Source organism: Nonomuraea roseoviolacea subsp. carminata (genome assembly GCF_024172185.1).
GTDB classification, from domain to species: domain Bacteria; phylum Actinomycetota; class Actinomycetes; order Streptosporangiales; family Streptosporangiaceae; genus Nonomuraea; species Nonomuraea roseoviolacea.
Genome location: NZ_JAMZEC010000001.1, coordinates 9,345,800 through 9,365,450, shown reverse-complemented (window position 1 = coordinate 9,365,450; position 19,651 = coordinate 9,345,800). Strand labels below are relative to the sequence as shown.

Sequence of the window (19,651 nt, the reverse complement as noted above, 5' to 3'; positions counted from 1 at the left end):
CGAGGCTCCGTTGATCTATCAAGAAGGACAGAACGGACACTAGCCAGAGTTCGGGTCGCAGACAAGCAGAGTTTTGACATGTGAGATAAAAAAGTCGCGACTTTTCATTACCTAATGTCCTGTGATTCACTTGGCCGATGCCTCGACGTACCGCCGCGACCCTCGCCACGAGTGGCGAGGTGCTGCGCCTCATCCGCTCCGGTGAGGCCGTCACGCGGGCCGACCTGGGCCGGGTGACCGGCCTGTCGCGTCCCGCGGTGCAGTTGCGCGTCGGCGAGCTGATCGAGCGGGGCCTCGTCGTGGAGCGGACCGACGCGCCCTCCACCGGCGGGCGCCCGCCCGTGCGGCTGGAGTTCAACGCCGCGGGCGGGGTGGTGCTGGTGGCCGCGCTGGGCGCGAGCCGCACCCGGGTCGCGGTGTGCGACCTCGCCGGCCGCGAGCTGGCCGGCCGCGACTTCGCCATAGACGTCGAGCAGGGCCCCGACGTGGTGCTGCCGCTGCTCCTCGACACCTGGGACGACCTGCTCGGCGAGCGCCCGCGCGAGGACGTCAAGGGCGTCGGCATGGGCGTGCCCGCCACGGTCGAGTTCGCGCGGGGCCGCACCGAGAGCGTGCGGGTGATGGCGTCGTGGACCGGCGTGCTCATCCCGCCGATCGTCCGCGAGCGGTTCCCCGTGCCCGTGCTCGTCGACAACGACGTGAACGCGCTGGCCATCGGCGAGCACCGCGGCGTCTACCCCGACCTCGACGACCTCATGTTCGTCAAGGTCTCCACCCGCATCGGCGCCGGCGTCATCGCGGGCGGCGGCATCCTGCGCGGCGCGCTCGGCGCGGCCGGCGAGATCGGGCACATCCCGGTCCGCGACGGCGGCGGCGTCCTGTGCCGCTGCGGCAACGTCGACTGCGTCGACTCGGTGGCGAGCGGCACCGCGCTGCTGCGCGAGCTGCGCGCGGCCGGCAAGGACGTCAAGACGATCGCCGACGTGACGGCGCTCGTGCGGGCCGGCGACGCCGAGACGATGGCCACCGTACGCGAGGCGGGGCGGCGCATCGGCGAGGTGCTGGCCGGCGCGGTCAACATCCTCAACCCGTCGGTGGTGGTGCTCGGGGGAGACGTGGCCGAGGCGTTCGGCCCGCTCGTGTCGAGCATCCGGGAGGTCGTCTACCGCCGCTCGACGGCCCTGGCCACGCGCCGCCTGCGCATCGAGCCGAGCCGCCTGGGCGCGGGCGCGGGGATCAGCGGGTGCGCGGTGATGGTGCTGGACAGCGTCCTGTCACCGGAGGCCGTCGACGAGAGCCTCGCCCTCGGCACCCCCTGATCCCGCCTCGCCTCCGTTCCCCCCTCGCACCGCACCGTACCTCTGCCGCGCCGCCACTCCGCTCATCCCGGCGGCACCACACGTCCGCCCGCGTCCGGGCTCACGGCGCCAGCCGGGCTCCTGGGAGCAGTCGAACGCGCCTGGCGTGGCGCGGACCGGTCCCGCGCTTCGGCCTGCCGGCGCTACACCGGGCCGCCGCCGCGGCGCGCCGGGCACGCCGCCGGGGCGCGAGCGGTGCGCGCGCCGAGGGGCGGGGACTCGGGGAGAGCCGCGGGCGGAGCTCAGTCCGTGGCGTTGCCGTTGCCGTTGCCGTTGCCGTTGCCGTTGCCGTGGCCGTTGTCCGGGTGCCTGGTGTGGCCCGGCGGCGTGTGGCCGGCGGGGTTGGTGGCGGATGCCGTGACGGTGTCCGGGAGCGTGGGCGCGGGCGTCGGCTGGACGCCGGCCGGCCTCCGGGAGCGCGTCGGGGTGACCGCCGCCTCGCCGGGCGTCACGGGCGGCGCGGTCGTGGTGTGACGGCGCGGGGCCGGGGTGAGGCGCGCGGTGCGGGGCGGCGGGGCGACGGTGGGCCGGGCCGTACGGGTGAGACGGGGCGACGGCAGGGACGTGGGAGCGGGGCCGTGGTGGGCGGGGCGGGTCACCGGGGCGCTGGCCGTGCTGACCCGCGTGGCCGCGGCCGTGACCGGCGCCGGAGGCCGTCCGCCGCCGTCGGGGAGGCTGGCCGGGGACAGCGACGCGCCGCCCAGCTCGCCGAGGCCGAGGATCGCCGCCGCGCTCAGCATCACCACGCCGGTCAGCACACCGGCGGCCATCAGGACACGTCTGCGCGGCTCGGTCTCGGTCACAGCCGCCGATGATAGTGAGTGCCGGGAGCCGGATGGGCCGCCCGGCGACAATCGTGATCAAGATGGTGGCCGGCGCGGGCCGCGCTCCGGCGCCGGCGCGGGCCCGCCGTCAGCAGGTGCACAAGAGGCCGCGCAGAGCGGCCTCCAGGTCCTGGCCCGTCGCCACCGTCTCCGGCCACGGGAAGCGGACCAGCGACTCCTCCACGCGGACCGTCGCCCCGTACCTGTCGAGCTCCCACAGCCACACGTCACCGCACCAGGAGCCCTCGGAGCGACCGGCCCCGCCGCAGCCGCCCGCACCGGGCCCGCCCGCACGGGGGTCGCGCGCATCGAACCCGCCCGCACCACCCCCGCCGGGCCTGTCGTCGTGGAGGGCGCCGCCGCGCGGGCCCTCACCCGCCAGGGCGGGCTCGCCGAGCAGGGCCGCCACGCCGTTCGCGAGCTGCGCCCGGTGCGCCTCGTTGACGTGGGCGAGGACCCGCTCGGCCGTCTCCGCCAGCGGGTCGGCGACGGCGTCGAGGTACTCGCCGGCGTCCAGGACGCCCGACTCGTGCCCGGTCAGGTACACGACCTGCGCCACGTCCAGCCGCAGCAGCCGGGGCGCGGACGGCTCGCCGTACCGCTCCAGCGCCGTGAACAGCGCCTCGTCCGCGCTGCGCGCCGCGACCGCGACGGCCGCCGCCCGCGCCTCCTCCGCCGGGACGGCGAGCGCCCAGCCCTGCACCTCCAGCAGCCCGCGCGGGTGCTCGGCCGCGCCCAGGCGGCGCGTCGCGGTCAGGTTGACCGCCACCACGGCGTCGTCGAGCAGGCGGTGCAGCGGCTCGCCCGGCCGCACCAGCAGCACGGGCCGGCCGCGCTCGTCCACGCCGCCGGTCGCGGGGGAGGGGACGCCGTCGACGGACACCCGGGCGACGGAGGAGGTCGCGGCGAGCGTGCGGACGCGTTCGGCGATGGGCGGCATGGCGGCTCCTTGAGATCAACGCGAAGACTAGGTTAGCCTTACCTAAGTAAGGATTACCTAATCACATGAGGTGAACGTGCGCTACACCGGTCCCAAGGTGCGGCTGTCCCGCCGCGCGGGCGTGCCGCTGACCAGGAAGGCCCTGCGTTACTTCGAGCAGCGCCCCTACCCGCCGGGCGAGCACGGCCGCAAGACCAACCGCCGCACCACCGGCGACTACGGCCTGCGCCTGATGGAGAAGCAGAAGCTGCGCTGGTACTACGACGTGTCCGAGCGGCAGCTTCGCCGCTACTGGGACCTGGCCGTGCGCAAGCCCGGCGCGTCGGGCGCGGAGCTGGTCGCGCTGCTGGAGAGCCGCCTGGCCTCCCTCGTGCTGCGCGCCGGCCTCGCGCCGTCCATCTACGCCGCCCGCCAGTACGTCACCCACGGCCACATCGCCGTGGACGGCCGCAAGGTGGACATCCCCAGCTACCTCGTCAAGCCCGGCCAGGTCGTCTCGGTCCGGGAGCGGTCGCGGCGCATGCAGCCGTTCGTGGCCGCGGCCGAGGGCGTCCACGCCGACGAGCGGATCGCGCCCTACCTGGCGGTCGACCACGCGGAGCTGCGCTTCACGCTGACCGCCCGGCCCGAGCGCGAGCAGATCACAGTGCCGGTGGACGAGCAGCTGGTCGTGGAGTTCTACTCCCGCTGAGCCCCCGTCGAAAGGCCCTGGCGGGGCCCGTCGAGGACGCCGTCGCGCCGCAGGGCGGCGACCTCGCGGCGCAGCGCCGCCAGCTCCTCCAGGATGGCGCGGGTGGAGGCGGCCGACTCGTCCAGGATGGCGCGGGTCGAGGCCGCCGACTCGTCGCCGAGCCCGCGCAGCTCGGCGCGCTCGCCGGCCGACTCCTCGTCCATCGCGCTCACCACCACCGCCATGAACAGGTTGAGCACGATGAACGTCGAGATGAGGATGAACGCGGTGAAGAAGATCCAGGCCGACGGGTGCAGGGTCATCACCTGCCGGGCGATGTTGCCCCAGTCGTCGCCCGTCATGGTCTGGAAGAGCGTGAACAGCGAGGCGGGCAGGCTGCCGAAGCGTTCGGGCGCGGCCCCGCCGTACAGCTTGGTGGCCATCACCCCGGCCACGTACAGCACCAGGCCGAGCAGCACCACGATGGAGCTCATCCCCGGCATGGCGCGCAGCAGCGCCGACACCACGCGGCGCAGGCTGGGCACCACCGACAGCAGGCGCAGCGCCCGCAGGATCCGCAGCGACCGCAGCACCGACAGGCCGCCGGTCGAGGGGACCAGCGCGATGGCGACGATCAGCGCGTCGAAGATGTTCCAGGGGTCGCGCAGGAACCGGGACCGTTCGGCGTAGATCTTGGCGAGCAGCTCGGCGACGAAGACGTAGAGCGCGGCGTGGTCGATCACCTTGAGCGTCGCCTCGTGCCCCGCGGCGATCGCGGGCACGGTCTCGAGGCCGAGGGTGGCGGCGTTGACCAGGATGACGACGACGATGAGCTGCTGGAAACGGCGGCTCGTGACGACGGCGTGGACGCGTTCGCGCACGGGAGGGGGCTCCTATGGATCTCGTGGGTACCCCACCATCATCGCGCAGACGATCACCCGGACGATCTTCCGGTCGATCACCTCGGGGTGAGGCGGAAGACCCGCAGCTCCCTGCCGCCCGCCGTCTCCACGTACCGCTCGTAGAGCGGCCACTGCTCCACCAGCCCGCGCCAGGCCGTCTCGCGCTCCTCGCCGGTCAGCAGTTTCGCCGTGACGGGGATCTCGCGGCCCTTGTAGGTGACGGCGGCCTGCGGCGTCTTCATCAGGTTGCCGGTCCAGGCAGGGTGCTTCTCGCGGCCGAAGTTGCTGCCGACGACGAGGAAGCCGCCGCCGGGCTCGGGCCGGCAGGCGAGCGGCGACTGGCGCGGCTGACCGGTCCTGGCGCCCGTGGTGGTGAGCACGAGCGAGGGCACCACGCGGTCGCTGCTGATCATCCGGCCGCGGGTCAGCCGGTAGAGGGCGCGGTCCAGCTTGGGGACGAACCGGGGGCCGACCCTGAGGAACCAGTCGGTCGAGGCCATCCACTGGGCGAAGGGCTTGAGGACCTGGATCATGCCGCGAGTGTAGCCGTAGCAAGCGCTAGGTCAAGTGCCTGGGCGGCGGTCTTCGTGGTATAAAAAACCGGCTGTCAGGCGACCGACGAGGGGCGAGCGCAGATGTCCTATCCGAACTACGGCCCTTCCCCCTACGGGCCGCCGCCGCAGACCCACCCCAACGGCACGACGATCCTCGTGCTGGGCATCCTCAGCCTGGTCGTGTGCGGTCTGCTCGGCCCGTTCGCCTGGGTGATGGGCAACAAGGCGCTGCGCGAGATCGACGGCAGCGGCTACTACTTCGAGAACCGCGGCATGGTGCAGGCCGGCCGCATCTGCGGCATCGTGAGCACCTGCCTATGGGCGGCCATGATCGCCCTCTACGTCGTCATCTTCCTCGTCGCCGGCGGCCTCGCCGTCTTCAGCAACCACTAGCGGGCGCCGGCCGTAGCCGCCGACCCCCGACTCCAGCAGGCCGAAGAGAACCCCGGCCTGCTCGCGCAGCCACGCCTCGGTCTCGCGCGGGCTCTCGCCCGCGGCCCGGCGGCGCAGCGCGTGCCGTGACAGCAGCCGCGTGGTGCTGAGGATCTGCTCCGCGACCAGTTCCGGCCGCACGTCCTCGGGATCGGCGTCGACTTCCTCCGCGATCGCGGCGGCCACGCACGCCATCACCTGACGCTCGATCTCCAGCGTCCGCGCCCGCAGCGCGGTGCTCTCGGCCACCACGCGCCCCCACACCTCGGCCCCCTCGTGGAAGCCGTAGCGCCAGTCGCCGGTGTCGAGCGCGTCGAGGAAGTCGCGCCGGAAGGCGTCCACCACGCTCTCGCCGGGCCGCCGGTCGCGGACGATCCCCCGGTAGATCTCCTCCAGGTCGGCCTGCCGGTCGAGGAACAGGTCCTCCTTGGTGCCGAAGTAGTTGAAGACGGTGTTGACCGACACGTCGGCCGCGCGCGCCACCTCCGCCACCGTGACCTGGTCGAAGCCGCGCATCAGGAACAGGCCCGTCGCCATGTCGGAGATCCGGCGGCGGGTCTCCCGCTTCTTGCGCTCGCGCAGTCCTTCCTCCATGGGGCCATGGTACCCAACTTGCAGTCACTCCAAAATTGTGGCTACTGTAATTTTGGAGGCGATGAACTTGATCGAAACACAAGGTCTGACGAAGACCTTCAAGAGCGGCGTGGAAGCCGTCAAAGGCGTGGACATCACGGTGGAGCCCGGCCAGATCGTGGGCTTCCTCGGCCCGAACGGCGCCGGCAAGAGCACGACCATGCGCATGCTCACCACGCTCCTGGCCCCGACCTCGGGGAGCGCGAAGGTCGCCGGCCGCGACCTGCTCGCCGACCCGGCGGGCGTGCGGCGGCGCATCGGCTACGTCTCGCAGTCCGGCGGCGTCAACCTCGCCGCGCCACCGGCCGGCGACCTGGTGCTGCAGGCCATGCTGTACGGCATGGACCGCGGGCGGGCGCGCGAACGCGTCGCCGAGGTGCTGGCCCTGCTGGAGCTGACCGGCATGGAGCACCTGCCCGGCGGAGCGCTGTCGGGCGGCCAGCGCCGCCGCTTCGACCTGGCGTTCGGGCTGCTGCACCGCCCGCCGTTGCTCTTCCTCGACGAGCCCACCACGGGGCTCGACCCCCAGAGCCGCGCCCACCTCTGGGACCACATCCGCGCGCTGCGCGCCGACCACGGGATGACGGTGTTCCTCACCACGCACTACCTCGACGAGGCCGACGCGCTCTGCGACCGCCTCCTGATCATCGACGGCGGCCGGATCGTCGCCGAGGGCAGCCCGGCCGAGCTGAAGGCCGGCGGCCGGACCCTCGACGACGTCTTCCTCGACATCACCGGCCGCTCGCTGCGCGAGGAGGTGCCCGCGTGATCGGGTCCGCGGCTCGCGACACGTGGCTGCTGTTCCGCCACGGCCTCGCCGTCACGCTCCAGCAGAAGTTCGGCCTCGTCTTCGGCGCGATCCAGCCGATGGTGTTCCTCGTCCTGTTCGGGCCCATCTTCGCCACGATCGGCACCTGGGAGACGCTCGTGCCCGGCCTGATCGTGCAGCTCGGGCTCGTGAGCACCGGCATGGCCGGGTTCGGCGTCGTCTTCGAGCGGCGCTTCGGGGTGCTGGAGCGGCTGCGCGTCACCCCGGCCAGCCGCCTGGCGCTGCTGCTCGGCCGGGTGCTCAACAACGTCGTCGCGCTCGTCGTGCAGACCGTGGTGCTCGTCGCCGTCGGCTACGCCTTCGGGCTGCGGGCGCCGGCGGCCGGCCTGCTGGCGGGGCTCGCGCTGGTGGTCGTGCTGGGCGCGAGCCTCGCCTCGCTGTCGTACGCGGTGGCGCTCACCATCGACGAGAACCTGTTCGCGCCCGTGATGAGCACGATCGTCATGCCGCTGGCGCTGCTGTCGGGCTCGTTCCTGCCGATGTCGATGGCGCCCGGCTGGCTCGACGTGCTCTCGCGGATCAGCCCGTTCCGGTACGTGCTGGAGGCGCTGCGCGAGCTGTTCGCCGGGCACTACGCCACCGGCACGGTGGGCCTCGGCGTGGCGGTGACCGCGGCGCTGGCCGTGGTGAGCGTCGCCGTCGGCACCCGCGTGTTCAGCCGCGAGAACGCCTGAACACGCGGGCGGTCCCGCACGGGGTCAGGCGGCGGAGCGGCGTCGCAGCGCCGCCACGATCCCTTCCGGGTCGATGACCCCGTACCCGTAGTCGTAGTCGAAGCCCACCTCGCTGCGGTCGTCGGCGGTGCGGCGCAGCAGAGCCCGCAGCTGCGACGGCGACAGCCGGGTGCAGGGCCAGCGGGTGCGGATCGCCGCGACGAGCCCGGCGGCGACCGGCGTGGCCGCCGAGGTGCCCGAGTCGGGCTCGGCGTCACCGAACGCCCGCGAGCCGGAGAAGTGCGTGTAGGCGCACACGTCCGGCTTGCGGGCGGTCAGCCGGCCGGGTCCCTGCGAGGAGTAGCCGACCCGCTCGCCGCTGATGTCGACGCCGCCGATGGACAGCGCCTTGGCGTGGGAGTTGGCCCCGACGATCGGCCGGTCGGGGTAGGCGCAGCGGCCGTCGCGGCACTGGCGGCCGCAGTTGCCCGCCGCGAACAGCACGTCGGCGCCCGCCTCGTCCAGAGCGGTGACCATGAGGTTGAACGGGTGGGCCGGGTTGTCGGAGTAGTTGCCCGGATGGCCGACCGGGAAGTCCCACTCGGGGGAGAACGACCCCCACGAGTTGGAGACCACCAGCGCGCGCGTCTCGGCGGGCTGCGCCTCCAGCACCCCGCGCAGGTGCGCGAACGCGGCCACCGCGTCCGACAGTAGCCCGTCGAGCGCCGAGCCGCCGGGACGGCGCGACAGCAGCACCGGCACGTCCACGAGCGTGGCCCGGGGCGCGCCGATGAGCGTGTCGAAGGCGCACATCGTGCCGTGGTCCACCTCGAACTGGCCCGGCCGCCCGTCGACCCCCGGCGGCACCCAGCTTCGCGCCGGGTCGAGGAGGACGTCGCGGCCGAGCTGCCGCTGGGTGTGGGCGAGGTTGATCCCGGTGTCGAGCACGGCCAGCGCCACGCCGGCCCCGTCGAGCCCCTCGGCGCGCAGCGCGTCGGCGCCGAGCAGCCGCTCCACGTCGTGCCAGGTGCCGACGGGCGGATCGCCGCCGCAGGTCAGCGTGGTGTGGATGACCGGGTCGGCGAAGACGCCGGTGACGTCGGGCCGCAGCGACGACAGCATGGCGACGCGGGCGGCCACCTCGTCGTCGGCGATGACGCCGCGCACCAGCACCGAGGCGTCCTCGGCGGCCATCGAGAAGCCGAGCGGCTGGTTGAGCGACAACGGGTCGCCGCCGGGCGGCGGGACCGGGCGCGGCAGCGCGACCGGCGTGTACGCGTGGTCGAGCGCGACGCCGGGCAGGCCGTCGGCCACGTCGGCCACGGTGGCGCTCTGACCGGGGTCGACGACGGCCTCGACGACGTCAGGGGAGGGGCGGAGCTGGATGAGCACGCGCATGGGGTCACCACCCGGGGGATGAAGGAACGGACGCCCCCACATTCCTGCATCCGCGGGAGCGCGTCCAGCGGTTCACAAACGTCTGACCTGCTGAAACATCGCGAACCGGGCGAACCGGCCGCGGCCGGTTCCGGCCCGCCCGATCCGCGGGCTTCGGCCCCGCCGATCGGCCCCCTCCGGCCGGCCTCCGCGCGGCCGATCAGTCCCCTCCGAAGGGGTTTTCGCGCGGCCGATCGGTTCCGTCCGGTGGGCTTCTCACGCGGCCGACCGGTTCGGTCCGGTGGGCTTCCGCGCGGGCGATCAGTTCACTACGGTGAGGCGGCATGACGCTCCAGGCCCCCCAGGCGCGCACCGGCGACCACTGGCTGACGGTGCGGCCGAGACTCGTCCTCGCCAGCGCCTTCATGCTCTTCCTGGAGCTGGCCCTGATCCGCTGGACCGGCTCGAACATCGTCCACCTGAGCTACTTCACGAACTTCGTGCTGCTCGGCTCGTTCCTCGGCATCGGGCTCGGCTTCCTGCGCGTGGGCCGGGCCAAGGGCCAGCCCTACTACTCGCCCGTCGTGCTGTTCGGGCTGGTCGTCCTGGTCATCATGTTCCCGGTCACGGTCGACCGCGACACCGAGGGCGTCCTGTACTGGACGAGCCTGGCCACCAAGGGCCCGCCCGCCTGGCTCATCCTGCCGGTGATCTTCTGCGCGGCGGCCCTCGTCCTCATGGGGCCCGCCGAGCTGGTCGGCCGGTGCTTCCCCGAGCTGCCGCGCCTGGAGGCCTACCGCTACGACCTCATCGGCAGCCTCACCGGCATCGCCGCGTTCACCGCGCTGTCCTTCCTCAGCGCGCCGCCCGTCTTCTGGGGCGTCGTCGCGGCCCTGGCCTACGGGGTACTGCTGACCCCGCGCCCGCTCGTCTCCTACCTCGGGCTCGTCACCGTGCCGTCGCTGGCCGTCGTCGCGCTGCTGCTGGCCGAGACGCTGACCGCCGGCGCGCTGTGGTCGCCGTACTACAAGGTCACCTTCCAGCAGAAGAACGTGCTCGGCGTGCCGGTGACCGACATCTCCGTCAACGGCATCCCGCACCAGCAGGCCGTGCCCGCCGCCGCCCGGCTCCAGTGGGAGCGCCAGTACGGCCTGCCGTACGAGCGGGCCGCCACGCCGCCCCGCGACGTGCTCATCGTCGGCGCGGGCAGCGGCACCGACGTGGCCATCGCCCTGTCGAAGGGGGTCGCCCGGGTCGACGCCGTCGAGATCGACCCGAAGCTGCGCGAGCTGGGCGGCTCCAAGCACCCCGACCACCCCTACGACGACCCGCGCGTGACCACGCACATCACCGACGGCCGCGCCTTCCTGGAGCGCACCTCCACCAAGTACGACCTGATCCTGTTCGCCCTGCCCGACTCGCTCACGCTCGTGTCGGGGGCCAGCTCGCTGCGCCTGGAGAGCTACCTGTTCACCGAGGAGGCCATGCGGGCCGCCCGCGACCACCTCAAACCGGGCGGCGCCTTCTCGATGTACAACTACTACCGCGAGAGCTGGCTGGTCGACCGGCTGGCCTCGACGGTCAAGGCGGCCTTCGGGCACGACCCGTGCGTCGACGTCGTCAGCACCGCCGGGCAGCAGGCGGTCATCACCGCCGGCCTGACTCCGGCCGCGCAGCGCTGCGCCGCCCCCTGGGCCGGGGCCACGGCCGCCACCCCGCCCCCCGCGGGCGACGACCGGCCGTTCCTCTACCTCAAGGACCGCACGATCCCGCCGATCTACCTCATCACGCTGGGCCTGATCCTCGCGGTCAGCCTCGTCGCCGTGCGCGCCGTGGCCGGCCCGTACCGGCGGATGCGCCCGTACGCCGACCTGTTCCTGCTCGGCGTGGCGTTCCTGCTGCTGGAGACCAAGAGCGTGACCGGGTTCGCGCTGCTGTTCGGCACGACGTGGGTGGTCAACGCCGTGGTCTTCGCCGGGGTGCTCGTGGCGGTGCTCGCCGCCGTCGAGGTGACGCGCCGCTTCCGCACCCCGCCGCTGCCCGTCATGTACGGCGTGCTGCTCGCCGGCCTGCTGCTGGCCTGGCTGGTGCCCAACGCGTGGCTGCTGTCCCTGCCGCTGCCGCTACGGGCGCTCGCCGCGGTCACGGTGGCGTTCCTGCCGATCTTCGCGGCGAACGTGGTCTTCGCCAAGCGGTTCTCCGACGCGGCCGACGCGGCGACCTCGTTCGGGGCCAACCTGCTGGGCGCGATGGTGGGCGGCTGCCTGGAGTACCTCGCGCTGGTGATCGGCTACAAGGGACTGCTCATCGTGGCGGCCCTGCTCTATCTGGGCGCGTTCGCGCTGCTGCCCCGGCGGGGCGCGGTCTCCGCCTGAAGACGGGACCGGCCTCCCCTCATGGAGGGGAGGCCGGTCGATGTCAGAGGCCGCAGAGTTCTTCGAGCGTCTTGGCCGACTTCTGGGAGCCGTTGCGGGTCGGCGTCTGGCTCGGCCGCGCGGCGGTCACCGGGCTCGACGAGGTCGGCGCCCCCGTCGAGGGCGCGTCGGGCGAGGCGGTGACGTTCGCCGCCTGGGCGCGACGCGGCTTGACGGAGTCGGAGATCGCCTTGGCGGCGTACCGGCGGATCTTGACCCAGTCGGCGGAGCCCGGCCAGAAGTCCGGCGGCACGAACTGCATGCTGGTGATCTTGGCGCTCTTGACCTTCAGCGCCAGATCGACCAGCGGCTTGAGCAGCGGTTCGGGGATGTTGGTCTGCGCCAGGCGCTTCGCCCCCGCCATGATCTTGCTGAAGTTGGTCAGGATCTTGTCGGGGGTGGCCTGCTTGGCGAAGGCGCCGATGACGCAGCGCTGGCGGCCCATGCGGGAGAAGTCGTCGCTGTTCACCCGGGACCGGCCGTACCACAGGGCCTGCTCGCCGGTCAGTTTCCGGTAGCCCGCCTTGATCGTGCCGGCGGTGCCGAAGTGGCCGCCCCACTTGACGTCCTGCTCGACGCGGATCTTCAGGCCGCCGATGGCGTCCACCAGGTCCGCGAAGCCGAACATGTTCATCAGCATGTAGTAGTCGATCTTGAGGTTGAGCGTGTAGCCGATGGCGTCCATCAGCGCCCGGGGGCCCTTGTTGTGGCCGCCCATGAGCTGCGGGTGCTCGTTGGCGTACTGCCAGACCTCGTTGAGCAGGCCGCCGTTCGGCAGCTCGGCCATGTAGCCGTTCGGGAACTGCTTGTGCAGCGGGGACGTCGGTGGGAAGCGCACGTGCTGGAGGTTGCGCGGCAGGCTGAACAGCACCGTGTTGCCGGTCCTGATGTCGATGCTGGCCACCGTCATGCTGTCGGTGCGCACGCCCGTCCGGTTGCCGGCCGCGTCACCGCCGATGAGCAGGAAGTTGACCCGCTCCGCCCCGTTCCACGGATCCGACTGCTTGATCGGCGCGATGGCGGGGTCGTCGGGGGTGCTGCGGAAGATGGTCTGGACGGCGTCCCTGGCCGACAGCACGGTCTGCGCGGTCAGCGCGAACGGCGCCATGACCGCCACGCACAACATGCCCACCGCGATACCGGAGACGATCTGGCCCTGCTGGTTCAGCCGGTTGGGACGCAGCGTCACGTACGAGGTCACGATCAGGGCGAACCAGCTCAGCGCCCCCAGCGACGCGACGATGACGACCTTGAGCATCGCGTCGGTGCTGACCAGGCCCGTGAGGCCCTCAAGGCCGTTCACGAGGTAGTACGCCAGGGCGGCGAGCAGCAGAGCCGCGTACACACCGACCAGCGCCAGACCCGTGCGGCGGTGCCCCGCGCGCAGGTGCGCGACGCCCGGCACGACCGCGGACAGCGCGGTCCAGCCGAGGATCGAGGCGGCGCTCAGCGGCCTGGCGAAACGCGGCGCCGCGCCGCCCGGACGTCCCGGGCCCCGGCTCCCCTTGCCGCCGCCCTTCGGCCCGCCCTTGCCGCCGTTGCCACCCTTCCCGCCGTTCCCGCCCGCGGCGGGGGCGCCGGCACCGGACGGGCGGCCCGCGCGGGACGACCCCTCCGGGCCCGGTGCGGCCTGCTCGGCGGCCTCGCGCGGCTCGTCCGCCGCTGGGCCGTCCGGCGGCCCGTCCAGGGCTTCGGGGCCCTCCTGAGCGGAGGGGCCCGGCCGGGCGCCGGACGCCGCGCGAGGACGGCGGGGGCGCCGTTTCCCGCCCCCCGCAGCGGTGTCCACCCCATCGCGCTTGCTCACACCGGCTCCTTCACGCCTACCAGGCAAAACTCGGTTTTGCCCCCCGTTGGGCACAAGATTGCCAGGATTCTAGTCCCCATATAGGGACAACCGAGACATGTGCTCAAGCTGAGATGAACGCCGCATGACGTCAGGACGTCGTCGAGGACGCGGCCATCCACGTGTTGCACTGGTACGTCTCACCGCGCTCCCAGCCCTGCCGGAACCACCGGTTGTTGTTCGGCGGCGAGCCGTGGTCGCGCGGGTAGCCCGGGTAGTCGCCGACCTGGCTGTAGAGCCAGAACAGGCGGGCGCGGTTGGAGGTGTTCACCGGGTACGACGTGGCGACCGAGCGCATCCACATGCCCGCGAAGCAGGTGGCCTGCAGCTCCAGCCTGCGGCTGAGCGCCAGCTTGCCGCTCCTGGCCCCGGTGTCCACGGTCTTGGCCCACCAGGAGTCCATCAGCCCTGTGAGGTTCTGGACGTGGTGGCCGTACTCGTGGGCCATCATGCTGATGATCCCGCCGTTCCACGCCAGGATCTGCCCGTACCCGCGGGACCTGCCGTTGCCCCGCGCCATCGCCGACGTCGAGGCGTAGATCGTGTTGTTGCGGGGGCAGTAGTACGGGACCATGCCGCCCGGCTGCGGGTAGTCGCCGCACGCGCCCCGGCCGCGCCTGGCGGCGATCGCGTAGTTCGGCGGGCTGAACGGGATGCCCTGCTTCTCCAGGACCGGCTTCCACGCCCGGTTCATGCACGCGCCGGTCTTCAGGATGAGCGCCTTGAGCTGGGCGTGGTCGAAGACGTTCGCGTTGCCGGCCGGGCAGCTCAGCCGGGGCAGCGAGCCGCCGCGGTAGAGCGTGTTCGTCCTCAGGCTTCGGTCCAGCTTGACCTGGGCGGGCGGCTCGGCCGTCTCCTCCGGGGTGCTCGTCTCGGTCTCCTCGGGGGTGCTCGTCTCCGTCGCCCTGGTCTGCGTGGGCCGGCCGTCGGAGGTCGTCGGGAAGGGGTCCCTGGCGCGCGTCGGCGGCTCGTACGTGGGGATGGCGACGGGCGTGGTCGTGTCGGCGCCGGACGAGCTCCTGAGCGCCACGGTGCCGATGACGAGCAGCACGAACATCGCCGCCACCGACCCGAACACCAGGCCCACGACGCCGGCCGCCGATATGCCCCGCTTCCGGCGCGGCTGCTGCGGCCACGCGTGCGGGGGAGGGGGAGGCAGGTGCCCGCCGGGCGGGCCCTGCGGGTACGGCTGCCGGGGTCCCGGCCACGCCGGGCCGCCGGGAGGCGGCGCCTGGGGGGCGGGGCCCTGCGGCGGGTACGGCGTCCCGCCGTGCGGCGGCATGCCGGGGGGCGGCGCGGTGGGCTGTTGCCCGTAGGGGGACTGGGGAGGGGCGGGCGGCCCTCCTCCGTACGGCGGCATGCCCTGAGACGGCGCCGTGGGCTGCCCGTAGGGCGACTGGGCGGGGGCCGTGGGTTGCCCGTACGGGGGTTGGGGCGCCGGCGGCTGTCCGTAGGGCGTCCCCGGCTGGGACCCCGGGCCGTACGGCGTCCCCGGCTGCGGGCCGTGCGGCGGACCGCTCGGCGACGGCGGCCCGTAGGGCGCGCCCGGAGGCGGGGGAGGGGCCTGGCCGTCCGGACGGCGGTGGCCGGGCGGCGGCCACGGCAGCGAGGGCGGCCGCCGGGGCTGCCCGGGCTCCTGAGGCGTGGGGGGATACTGCCCGTTGCCTGTCACGCTGTGTCCCCCAGTGGTCAGTTGTCCGTAATGCGTGACTTGGTAGGTCACATGCCGGAGCTTTGCCAAATTTGGGGCAGAAGCATACTGATTTCTCACCCGTCACGGATGTGACAGCACTCGGTTACGGTCCGAAATCATTCGAGGTGATCTCCGTCATGTTCCCTACTCGCCGCCGGGTGGTGTCCTAGCTTCTTTGCCATGAACCTCCAGCAGCTCCGCTATGTGGTCGCGACTGCGGAGCACCGCACCATGACCGATGCGGCCAGATCGCTCTACATCGCACAGCCTGCGCTTTCGCGTGCGATACGGGACCTGGAACGCGAACTCGGCCTGACGCTCTTCGCCCGGTCCGGACGCGGTGTCGTGGTCACCGCCCAGGGCCGCCGGGTGGTGAAGCTGGCGAGGGAGGCGCTCGACGCCGTCCACGAGATCGAAGGTCTCGCCAGCCACGCCGGCTCCGCAGAGACGGAGCTGCGCATCGCCTCCACCCCCACGCTCGAACCCGGCCTCGCCGGGCGCCTCCTGCCGGCCTACACGGCCGAGCATCCCGGCGTCCGCGTCCAGATCGTCCGCTGCGAGGGACGTGAGGCCGTGGTCAACGCCATCCGGGAGCAACGCGCCGACCTCGGGCTCACCGACCTGCCCGTGCCGGCCGACCTGATCACCCATCCCCTGGAACGCCAGGAGATCGTGCTGATCTCGCCTCCCGGCATGGAGCTGCCGAACCCGGTGCCGATGGGCCGGCTCGACGGCATGCGCCTCGCGCTGCCCGCCCGCGGGAGCCTCCGGCGCAGGGAGCTGGACGCGATGTTCGGCAAGTACGCCGTCAACCCGGTGGTGGTCCTGGAGACCGACGAGCGCAACGGCTGGCTCAACGCCGTGCGCAGCGGCCGGGCGTCCCTGCTGTGGTACCGGGGCATGGCCGAGCAGGCCAGCCGCGCCGGGCTCGTGGTGCGCTCGCTCGAACCCGCCGTCCGGCGCGTCATCGCCGTCGTCCACGCCCGCCGCCGCCTGCCGCTCATCGCCCAGGACTTCCTGTCCACCGCCGAGAAGGGCTCCGCCGCCTGACGGCACCGGCCCGCTCCCCTCACCCCTCACCCCTCGCTCCCCGCGGGGCCCCGGCCCCGCCGCCGGCGCCGACCTCCTCCGGTGCCGCCTCTCCTCCGGCCCCGTGCCCTCCCGGTACGGCGCCTCTCCGGCCTCGCACCTCCGGACGTGTGGCACCTTCTCCGGCCACCCGCCGCCACGGGTGCGGCGCCTTCCGGAACGGCCCCGCCCGACCCGCGCGGCCCTTCCTCCGCACCACCGGACGGCCCGCCGCCTCGGCCGTCCCGTCCTTCCCGAGGGCAGGGTCCCTCCAGCACGGCCTCCGCGACGTCCTCCGTCCGCGCCGGCCTCCTCTGGAACGGTCCGCGGGGCCGCGGCGGGGAGGGAGGGCGAGCGGCGGGCGGCGAGAGGGAGAGGGGCTCCCGGGGGGATCGGCCGGCGTCGGACGCCGACGCCCCGGCGCGCGGTACGCTCGCCCCTGATGAGCACTTTGCGGCTGCGCCACCGGACGTTCGGGCCGGGGGAGTACGCGGTGATGGCCGTGGTCAACCGAACGCCCGACTCGTTCTACGACAAGGGACGCACCTACGGCTTCGGGGCGGCCGTCGAGGCGGTGGACCGGGCCGTCGAGGGCGGCGCGGACATCGTGGACATCGGCGGCGTCAAGGCGGGCCCGGGCGACGAGGTGGACCCCCGCGAGGAGATCCGCCGGGTCGCCGGGCTGGTCGAGGCCGTCCGCGACCGGCACCCCGAGCTGATCATCAGCGTCGACACGTGGCGGGCCGAGGTGGGCGACGTCGTCGCCCGCGCCGGCGCCGACCTGCTCAACGACACCTGGGGCGGCCCCGACCCGGGCCTGGCCGAGGTGGCGGCGCGGCACGGCATCGGGCTGGTGTGCGCCCACGCGGGCCCGGCCGCCCCGCGCACCCGGCCGCACCGGGTCGCCTACGCCGACGTGGTGGCCGACGTCGTCGCCCACACGGTCTCGCTGGCGAGCGCCGCCGTGGCCGCCGGGGTGCCGCGCGAGTCGATCCTCATCGACCCGGCCCACGACTTCGGCAAGAACACCTACCACTCGCTGGAGGTCAGCCGCCGGCTCGGCGAGATGACGGCCACCGGCTGGCCGGTGCTGGTGGCGGTGTCCAACAAGGACTTCGTGGGCGAGACGCTCGGCGGGCTGCCCGTCGAGGAGCGGCACGCCGGCACCATCGCCACCCTGGCGGTGTCGGCGCTGCTCGGGGCGCGCGTGTTCCGCGTCCACGACGCCGCCTCCGCCCGTACGGCCCTGAAGGAGATCACCCGGCTCGTCCCGCCCGCCGAAGCCGAAGCCGAAGCCGAGACCCGACCCGCAGCCGGACCCGGAGCCGGGCACGGCACCCGGAGCGGGGACGGCACCCGGGGCTAGACGGCCGGTGGCAGGCGCACGACCGCGCGCAGCCCCGGCCCCGCGTCCTCCAGGTGGACCGTGCCGCCGTGGGCGCGCACCGTCTCCCGCACGATCGCCAGTCCCAGCCCGGCCCCGCCCTCGTCGCGGCTGCGCCCCGAGTCGAGCCGCGTGAACCGGTTGAACACCCGCTCCCGGTCGGCCTCCGGGATGCCCGGCCCGTCGTCGGTCACCGTCAGCACCCCGTCGCGCGTCAGCGCCACCTCCACCTTCGAGGAGGTGTGCCGGACCGCGTTGTCCACCAGGTTCGTCAGCACGCGGCTCAGGTCGAGGGCGTCGCCGCGCACCACCACCGGGTCGCAGACGGTCAGCTGCGCCTCGCCGTACCGGTCGACGGTCTGCCGCACCACCTCGTCGAGGTCGACCGGCTCGCTGCGCGCGGGCACCCCGCCGCGCTCGTCCAGCCGGGCCAGCGCCAGCAGGTCCTCGGCCAGCCGCGACAGCCGCATCGCGTCCTCCAGCACCCCCTCGGCCGTCTCCGGCCAGTCCTGCCCCTCGGGATGGCCGAGCGCCACCTCCAGTTGCAGCCGGATGCTGGCCAGGGGGCTGCGCAGCTCGTGCGCGGCGTCCGACACCAGCGCCCGCTGGCGCTGCTCGGCCTCCTCCAGCCGGGCCAGCATGCCGTTCAGCGTGACGGCCAGCGAGTGGACCTCGTCGCGCGACTCCGGCACGGGCAGCCGCCGTGAGCGGGCCGTGTGGGTGATCTCGGCCGCGCCCCGGCGCAGCGCCGCGATCGGGCGCAGCGTCCGCCCGATGATCACCCAGCTCGCCAGCGCCAGCACCACGACGAGCAGCGGCGTGCCGACGAGCAGCACGCGTCCCGCCGTGCCGACGCTCGTCTGGATCTCGCCCACGGGCCGGGCCGCCAGCACCGTGCGCCCGTGGTCGGCGCTGACCGCCACCACCCGCAGCGGCCCCGGTATCGCGTACGGCCGGCCGTCCATGAAGCGGGCCGAGCCCTCGCCCAGCACCCGCGCCCGCTCCCGGGCGCCGAGCAGCGGCACCAGCCGGTCGGTGCCGTACGTGGCGTGCGTGATGCGGCCCGAGGCGTCGATGACCTGCACGATCGTGCCGTCGTTGGTGGTGATCGGGTTGGTCAGGGTGCCCGCGTCGGCGTGGACGCGCACCGTCTGGGCCTGCTGCCACGTCGTCTCGTCGATGGTGTCGACCAGCGCCCGGTCCAGCACGTTCAGCAGCACCGACGCCGACAGCGCGAGCGCCGCAGCGAGCACCGCGGCCGCCACGACGCTCAGCCGGAAGCGCAGCCCCTGCCGCCGCCACCACGCCAGCGGGCTGTCAGCCACCGTCGCCGGCCAGCCGGTAGCCCGCGCCGCGCACGGTCTGCAGGGAGTTGCGGCCGAACGGGCCGTCGAGCTTGCGGCGCAGGTAGCCGACGTACACCTCGACCACGTTGGGGTCGGTGTCGAAGGTGTCCCAGACGTGCTCCAGGATCTCCGCCTTCGACACCACCTCGTCGCGCCGGCGCATCAGGTACTCCAGCAGCGCGAACTCGCGCGGCGTCAGCTCCACCGGCGTCTCGCCGCGGTGGACCTTGCGCCGCGCCGGGTCGAGCGACAGGTCGCCGGCCGTCAGCACGGCCGGCCGCCGCCCCGCGTCGCGCCGCAGCAGCGCGCGCAGCCGCGCCACCAGCACCACGTACGAGAACGGCTTGGTCAGGTAGTCGTCGGCGCCCAGGTCGAGCCCGTCGGCCATGTCGTACTCGCCGTCCTTGGCCGACAACATCAGGATCGGCACCCAGTTGTCCTCGGCGCGCAGCTGCTTGCACACGTTGTAGCCCGACAGGCGCGGCAGCATGATGTCCAGCACCACCACGTCGTAGTCGCCGTGCCGGGCCAGGTGCAGCCCCTCCTCGCCGTCGTGGGCGAGGTCGACGGCGAACCCCTCGGCCTGCAGCCCGCGCTGCAACGCCGCCGCCATCCGCCGCTCGTCCTCGACGACCAGTACTCTCATGCGCCCCATCCTCCCGTGCCCGTCCTGTGACGGAGCTGAGAAGCCTGAGAGCCGTCTCAGCCGGTCTCAGGCTCCTCAAAGGATG

The 19,651-nt window shown here is 73.4% G+C and carries 18 protein-coding genes; 8 read left to right on the top strand and 10 right to left on the bottom strand.

Annotated features, from left to right (window positions below; all coding sequences use genetic code 11):
* Positions 1-137 precede the first annotated feature (137 nt).
* Complete coding sequence (locus tag HD595_RS43690) at positions 138-1,319, top strand: ROK family transcriptional regulator (RefSeq protein WP_253780227.1); 1,182 nt, start codon at positions 138-140, stop codon at positions 1,317-1,319.
* Between the two features lie 281 nt (positions 1,320-1,600).
* On the opposite strand, the gene HD595_RS43685 is transcribed toward HD595_RS43690, so the two are convergent.
* Together HD595_RS43685 and HD595_RS43680 are read right to left on the bottom strand one after the other, a co-directional pair.
* Positions 1,601-2,161 carry a hypothetical protein gene (locus HD595_RS43685; RefSeq protein ID WP_253780225.1) on the bottom strand — a complete coding sequence of 187 codons (561 nt, stop codon included), beginning with the start codon at positions 2,159-2,161 and terminating at the stop codon, positions 1,601-1,603.
* A 109-nt stretch (positions 2,162-2,270) separates the two neighbouring features.
* Positions 2,271-3,122 carry a DUF2470 domain-containing protein gene (locus HD595_RS43680; protein ID WP_253780223.1) on the bottom strand — a complete coding sequence of 284 codons (852 nt, stop codon included), beginning with the start codon at positions 3,120-3,122 and terminating at the stop codon, positions 2,271-2,273.
* A 76-nt stretch (positions 3,123-3,198) separates the two neighbouring features.
* Here HD595_RS43680 and rpsD point away from each other — a divergent pair, with 76 nt between their 5' ends.
* Complete coding sequence (rpsD, locus tag HD595_RS43675) at positions 3,199-3,813, top strand: 30S ribosomal protein S4 (protein WP_253781463.1); 615 nt, start codon at positions 3,199-3,201, stop codon at positions 3,811-3,813.
* On the opposite strand, the gene HD595_RS43670 is transcribed toward rpsD, so the two are convergent.
* Positions 3,801-4,673: an ion transporter gene (locus HD595_RS43670; protein ID WP_253780221.1), complete on the bottom strand. Its 873-nt coding sequence runs from the start codon at positions 4,671-4,673 to the stop codon at positions 3,801-3,803. The two genes, rpsD and HD595_RS43670, sit on opposite strands and share 13 nt — an antisense overlap.
* Positions 4,674-4,750: 77 nt before the next feature.
* Complete coding sequence (locus tag HD595_RS43665) at positions 4,751-5,227, bottom strand: nitroreductase family deazaflavin-dependent oxidoreductase (RefSeq protein ID WP_253780219.1); 477 nt, start codon at positions 5,225-5,227, stop codon at positions 4,751-4,753.
* A 102-nt stretch (positions 5,228-5,329) separates the two neighbouring features.
* Here HD595_RS43665 and HD595_RS43660 point away from each other — a divergent pair, with 102 nt between their 5' ends.
* A complete protein-coding gene (locus HD595_RS43660) occupies positions 5,330-5,641 on the top strand; it encodes a DUF4190 domain-containing protein (protein WP_253780217.1) in 312 nt (103 codons plus the stop codon).
* On the opposite strand, the gene HD595_RS43655 is transcribed toward HD595_RS43660, so the two are convergent.
* Positions 5,564-6,274, bottom strand: coding sequence for a TetR/AcrR family transcriptional regulator (locus HD595_RS43655; protein ID WP_253780215.1), 711 nt, complete (start codon positions 6,272-6,274; stop codon positions 5,564-5,566). The two genes, HD595_RS43660 and HD595_RS43655, sit on opposite strands and share 78 nt — an antisense overlap.
* Positions 6,275-6,335: 61 nt before the next feature.
* Between HD595_RS43655 and HD595_RS43650 the strand changes: the two genes are divergently transcribed.
* Both HD595_RS43650 and HD595_RS43645 read left to right on the top strand, forming a co-directional pair.
* The gene (locus HD595_RS43650) at positions 6,336-7,082 is read left to right on the top strand and encodes an ABC transporter ATP-binding protein (RefSeq protein WP_253780212.1); all 747 of its coding nucleotides are present in this window, start codon (positions 6,336-6,338) and stop codon (positions 7,080-7,082) included.
* Positions 7,079-7,816, top strand: a complete 738-nt coding sequence (locus HD595_RS43645) for an ABC transporter permease (protein ID WP_253780210.1) — start codon at positions 7,079-7,081, stop codon at positions 7,814-7,816. The genes HD595_RS43650 and HD595_RS43645 overlap by 4 nt, the downstream gene beginning before the upstream one ends.
* Before the next feature lie 24 nt (positions 7,817-7,840).
* On the opposite strand, the gene HD595_RS43640 is transcribed toward HD595_RS43645, so the two are convergent.
* Positions 7,841-9,193 (bottom strand): S8 family peptidase, encoded by a 1,353-nt coding sequence (locus HD595_RS43640; protein ID WP_253780208.1) that lies wholly within the window; start codon positions 9,191-9,193, stop codon positions 7,841-7,843.
* A 323-nt stretch (positions 9,194-9,516) separates the two neighbouring features.
* On the opposite strand from HD595_RS43640, the gene HD595_RS43635 reads away from it, so the two are divergent.
* Positions 9,517-11,547, top strand: coding sequence for a spermidine synthase (locus HD595_RS43635; protein WP_253780206.1), 2,031 nt, complete (start codon positions 9,517-9,519; stop codon positions 11,545-11,547).
* 43 nt (positions 11,548-11,590) lie between these two features.
* Here HD595_RS43635 and HD595_RS43630 read toward each other — a convergent pair whose 3' ends face one another.
* Positions 11,591-13,390 (bottom strand): LCP family protein, encoded by a 1,800-nt coding sequence (locus tag HD595_RS43630; protein WP_253780204.1) that lies wholly within the window; start codon positions 13,388-13,390, stop codon positions 11,591-11,593.
* 130 nt (positions 13,391-13,520) lie between these two features.
* Positions 13,521-14,789, bottom strand: coding sequence for a neutral zinc metallopeptidase (locus tag HD595_RS43625; protein WP_253780202.1), 1,269 nt, complete (start codon positions 14,787-14,789; stop codon positions 13,521-13,523).
* Between the two features lie 513 nt (positions 14,790-15,302).
* Here HD595_RS43625 and HD595_RS43620 point away from each other — a divergent pair.
* A complete protein-coding gene (locus HD595_RS43620; RefSeq protein WP_253780199.1) occupies positions 15,303-16,172 on the top strand; it encodes a LysR family transcriptional regulator in 870 nt (289 codons plus the stop codon).
* Between the two features lie 460 nt (positions 16,173-16,632).
* On the top strand, positions 16,633-17,556 hold the full coding sequence (gene folP / locus HD595_RS43615) for a dihydropteroate synthase (RefSeq protein ID WP_253780196.1): 924 nt from the start codon (positions 16,633-16,635) through the stop codon (positions 17,554-17,556).
* Here the strand turns inward: folP and HD595_RS43610 are convergent.
* Together HD595_RS43610 and HD595_RS43605 are read right to left on the bottom strand one after the other, a co-directional pair.
* A complete protein-coding gene (locus HD595_RS43610) occupies positions 17,553-18,899 on the bottom strand; it encodes a sensor histidine kinase (RefSeq protein WP_253780193.1) in 1,347 nt (448 codons plus the stop codon). The two genes, folP and HD595_RS43610, sit on opposite strands and share 4 nt — an antisense overlap.
* On the bottom strand, positions 18,892-19,566 hold the full coding sequence (locus HD595_RS43605) for a response regulator transcription factor (protein WP_253780190.1): 675 nt from the start codon (positions 19,564-19,566) through the stop codon (positions 18,892-18,894). The genes HD595_RS43610 and HD595_RS43605 overlap by 8 nt, the downstream gene beginning before the upstream one ends.
* Positions 19,567-19,651: the final 85 nt, after the last annotated feature.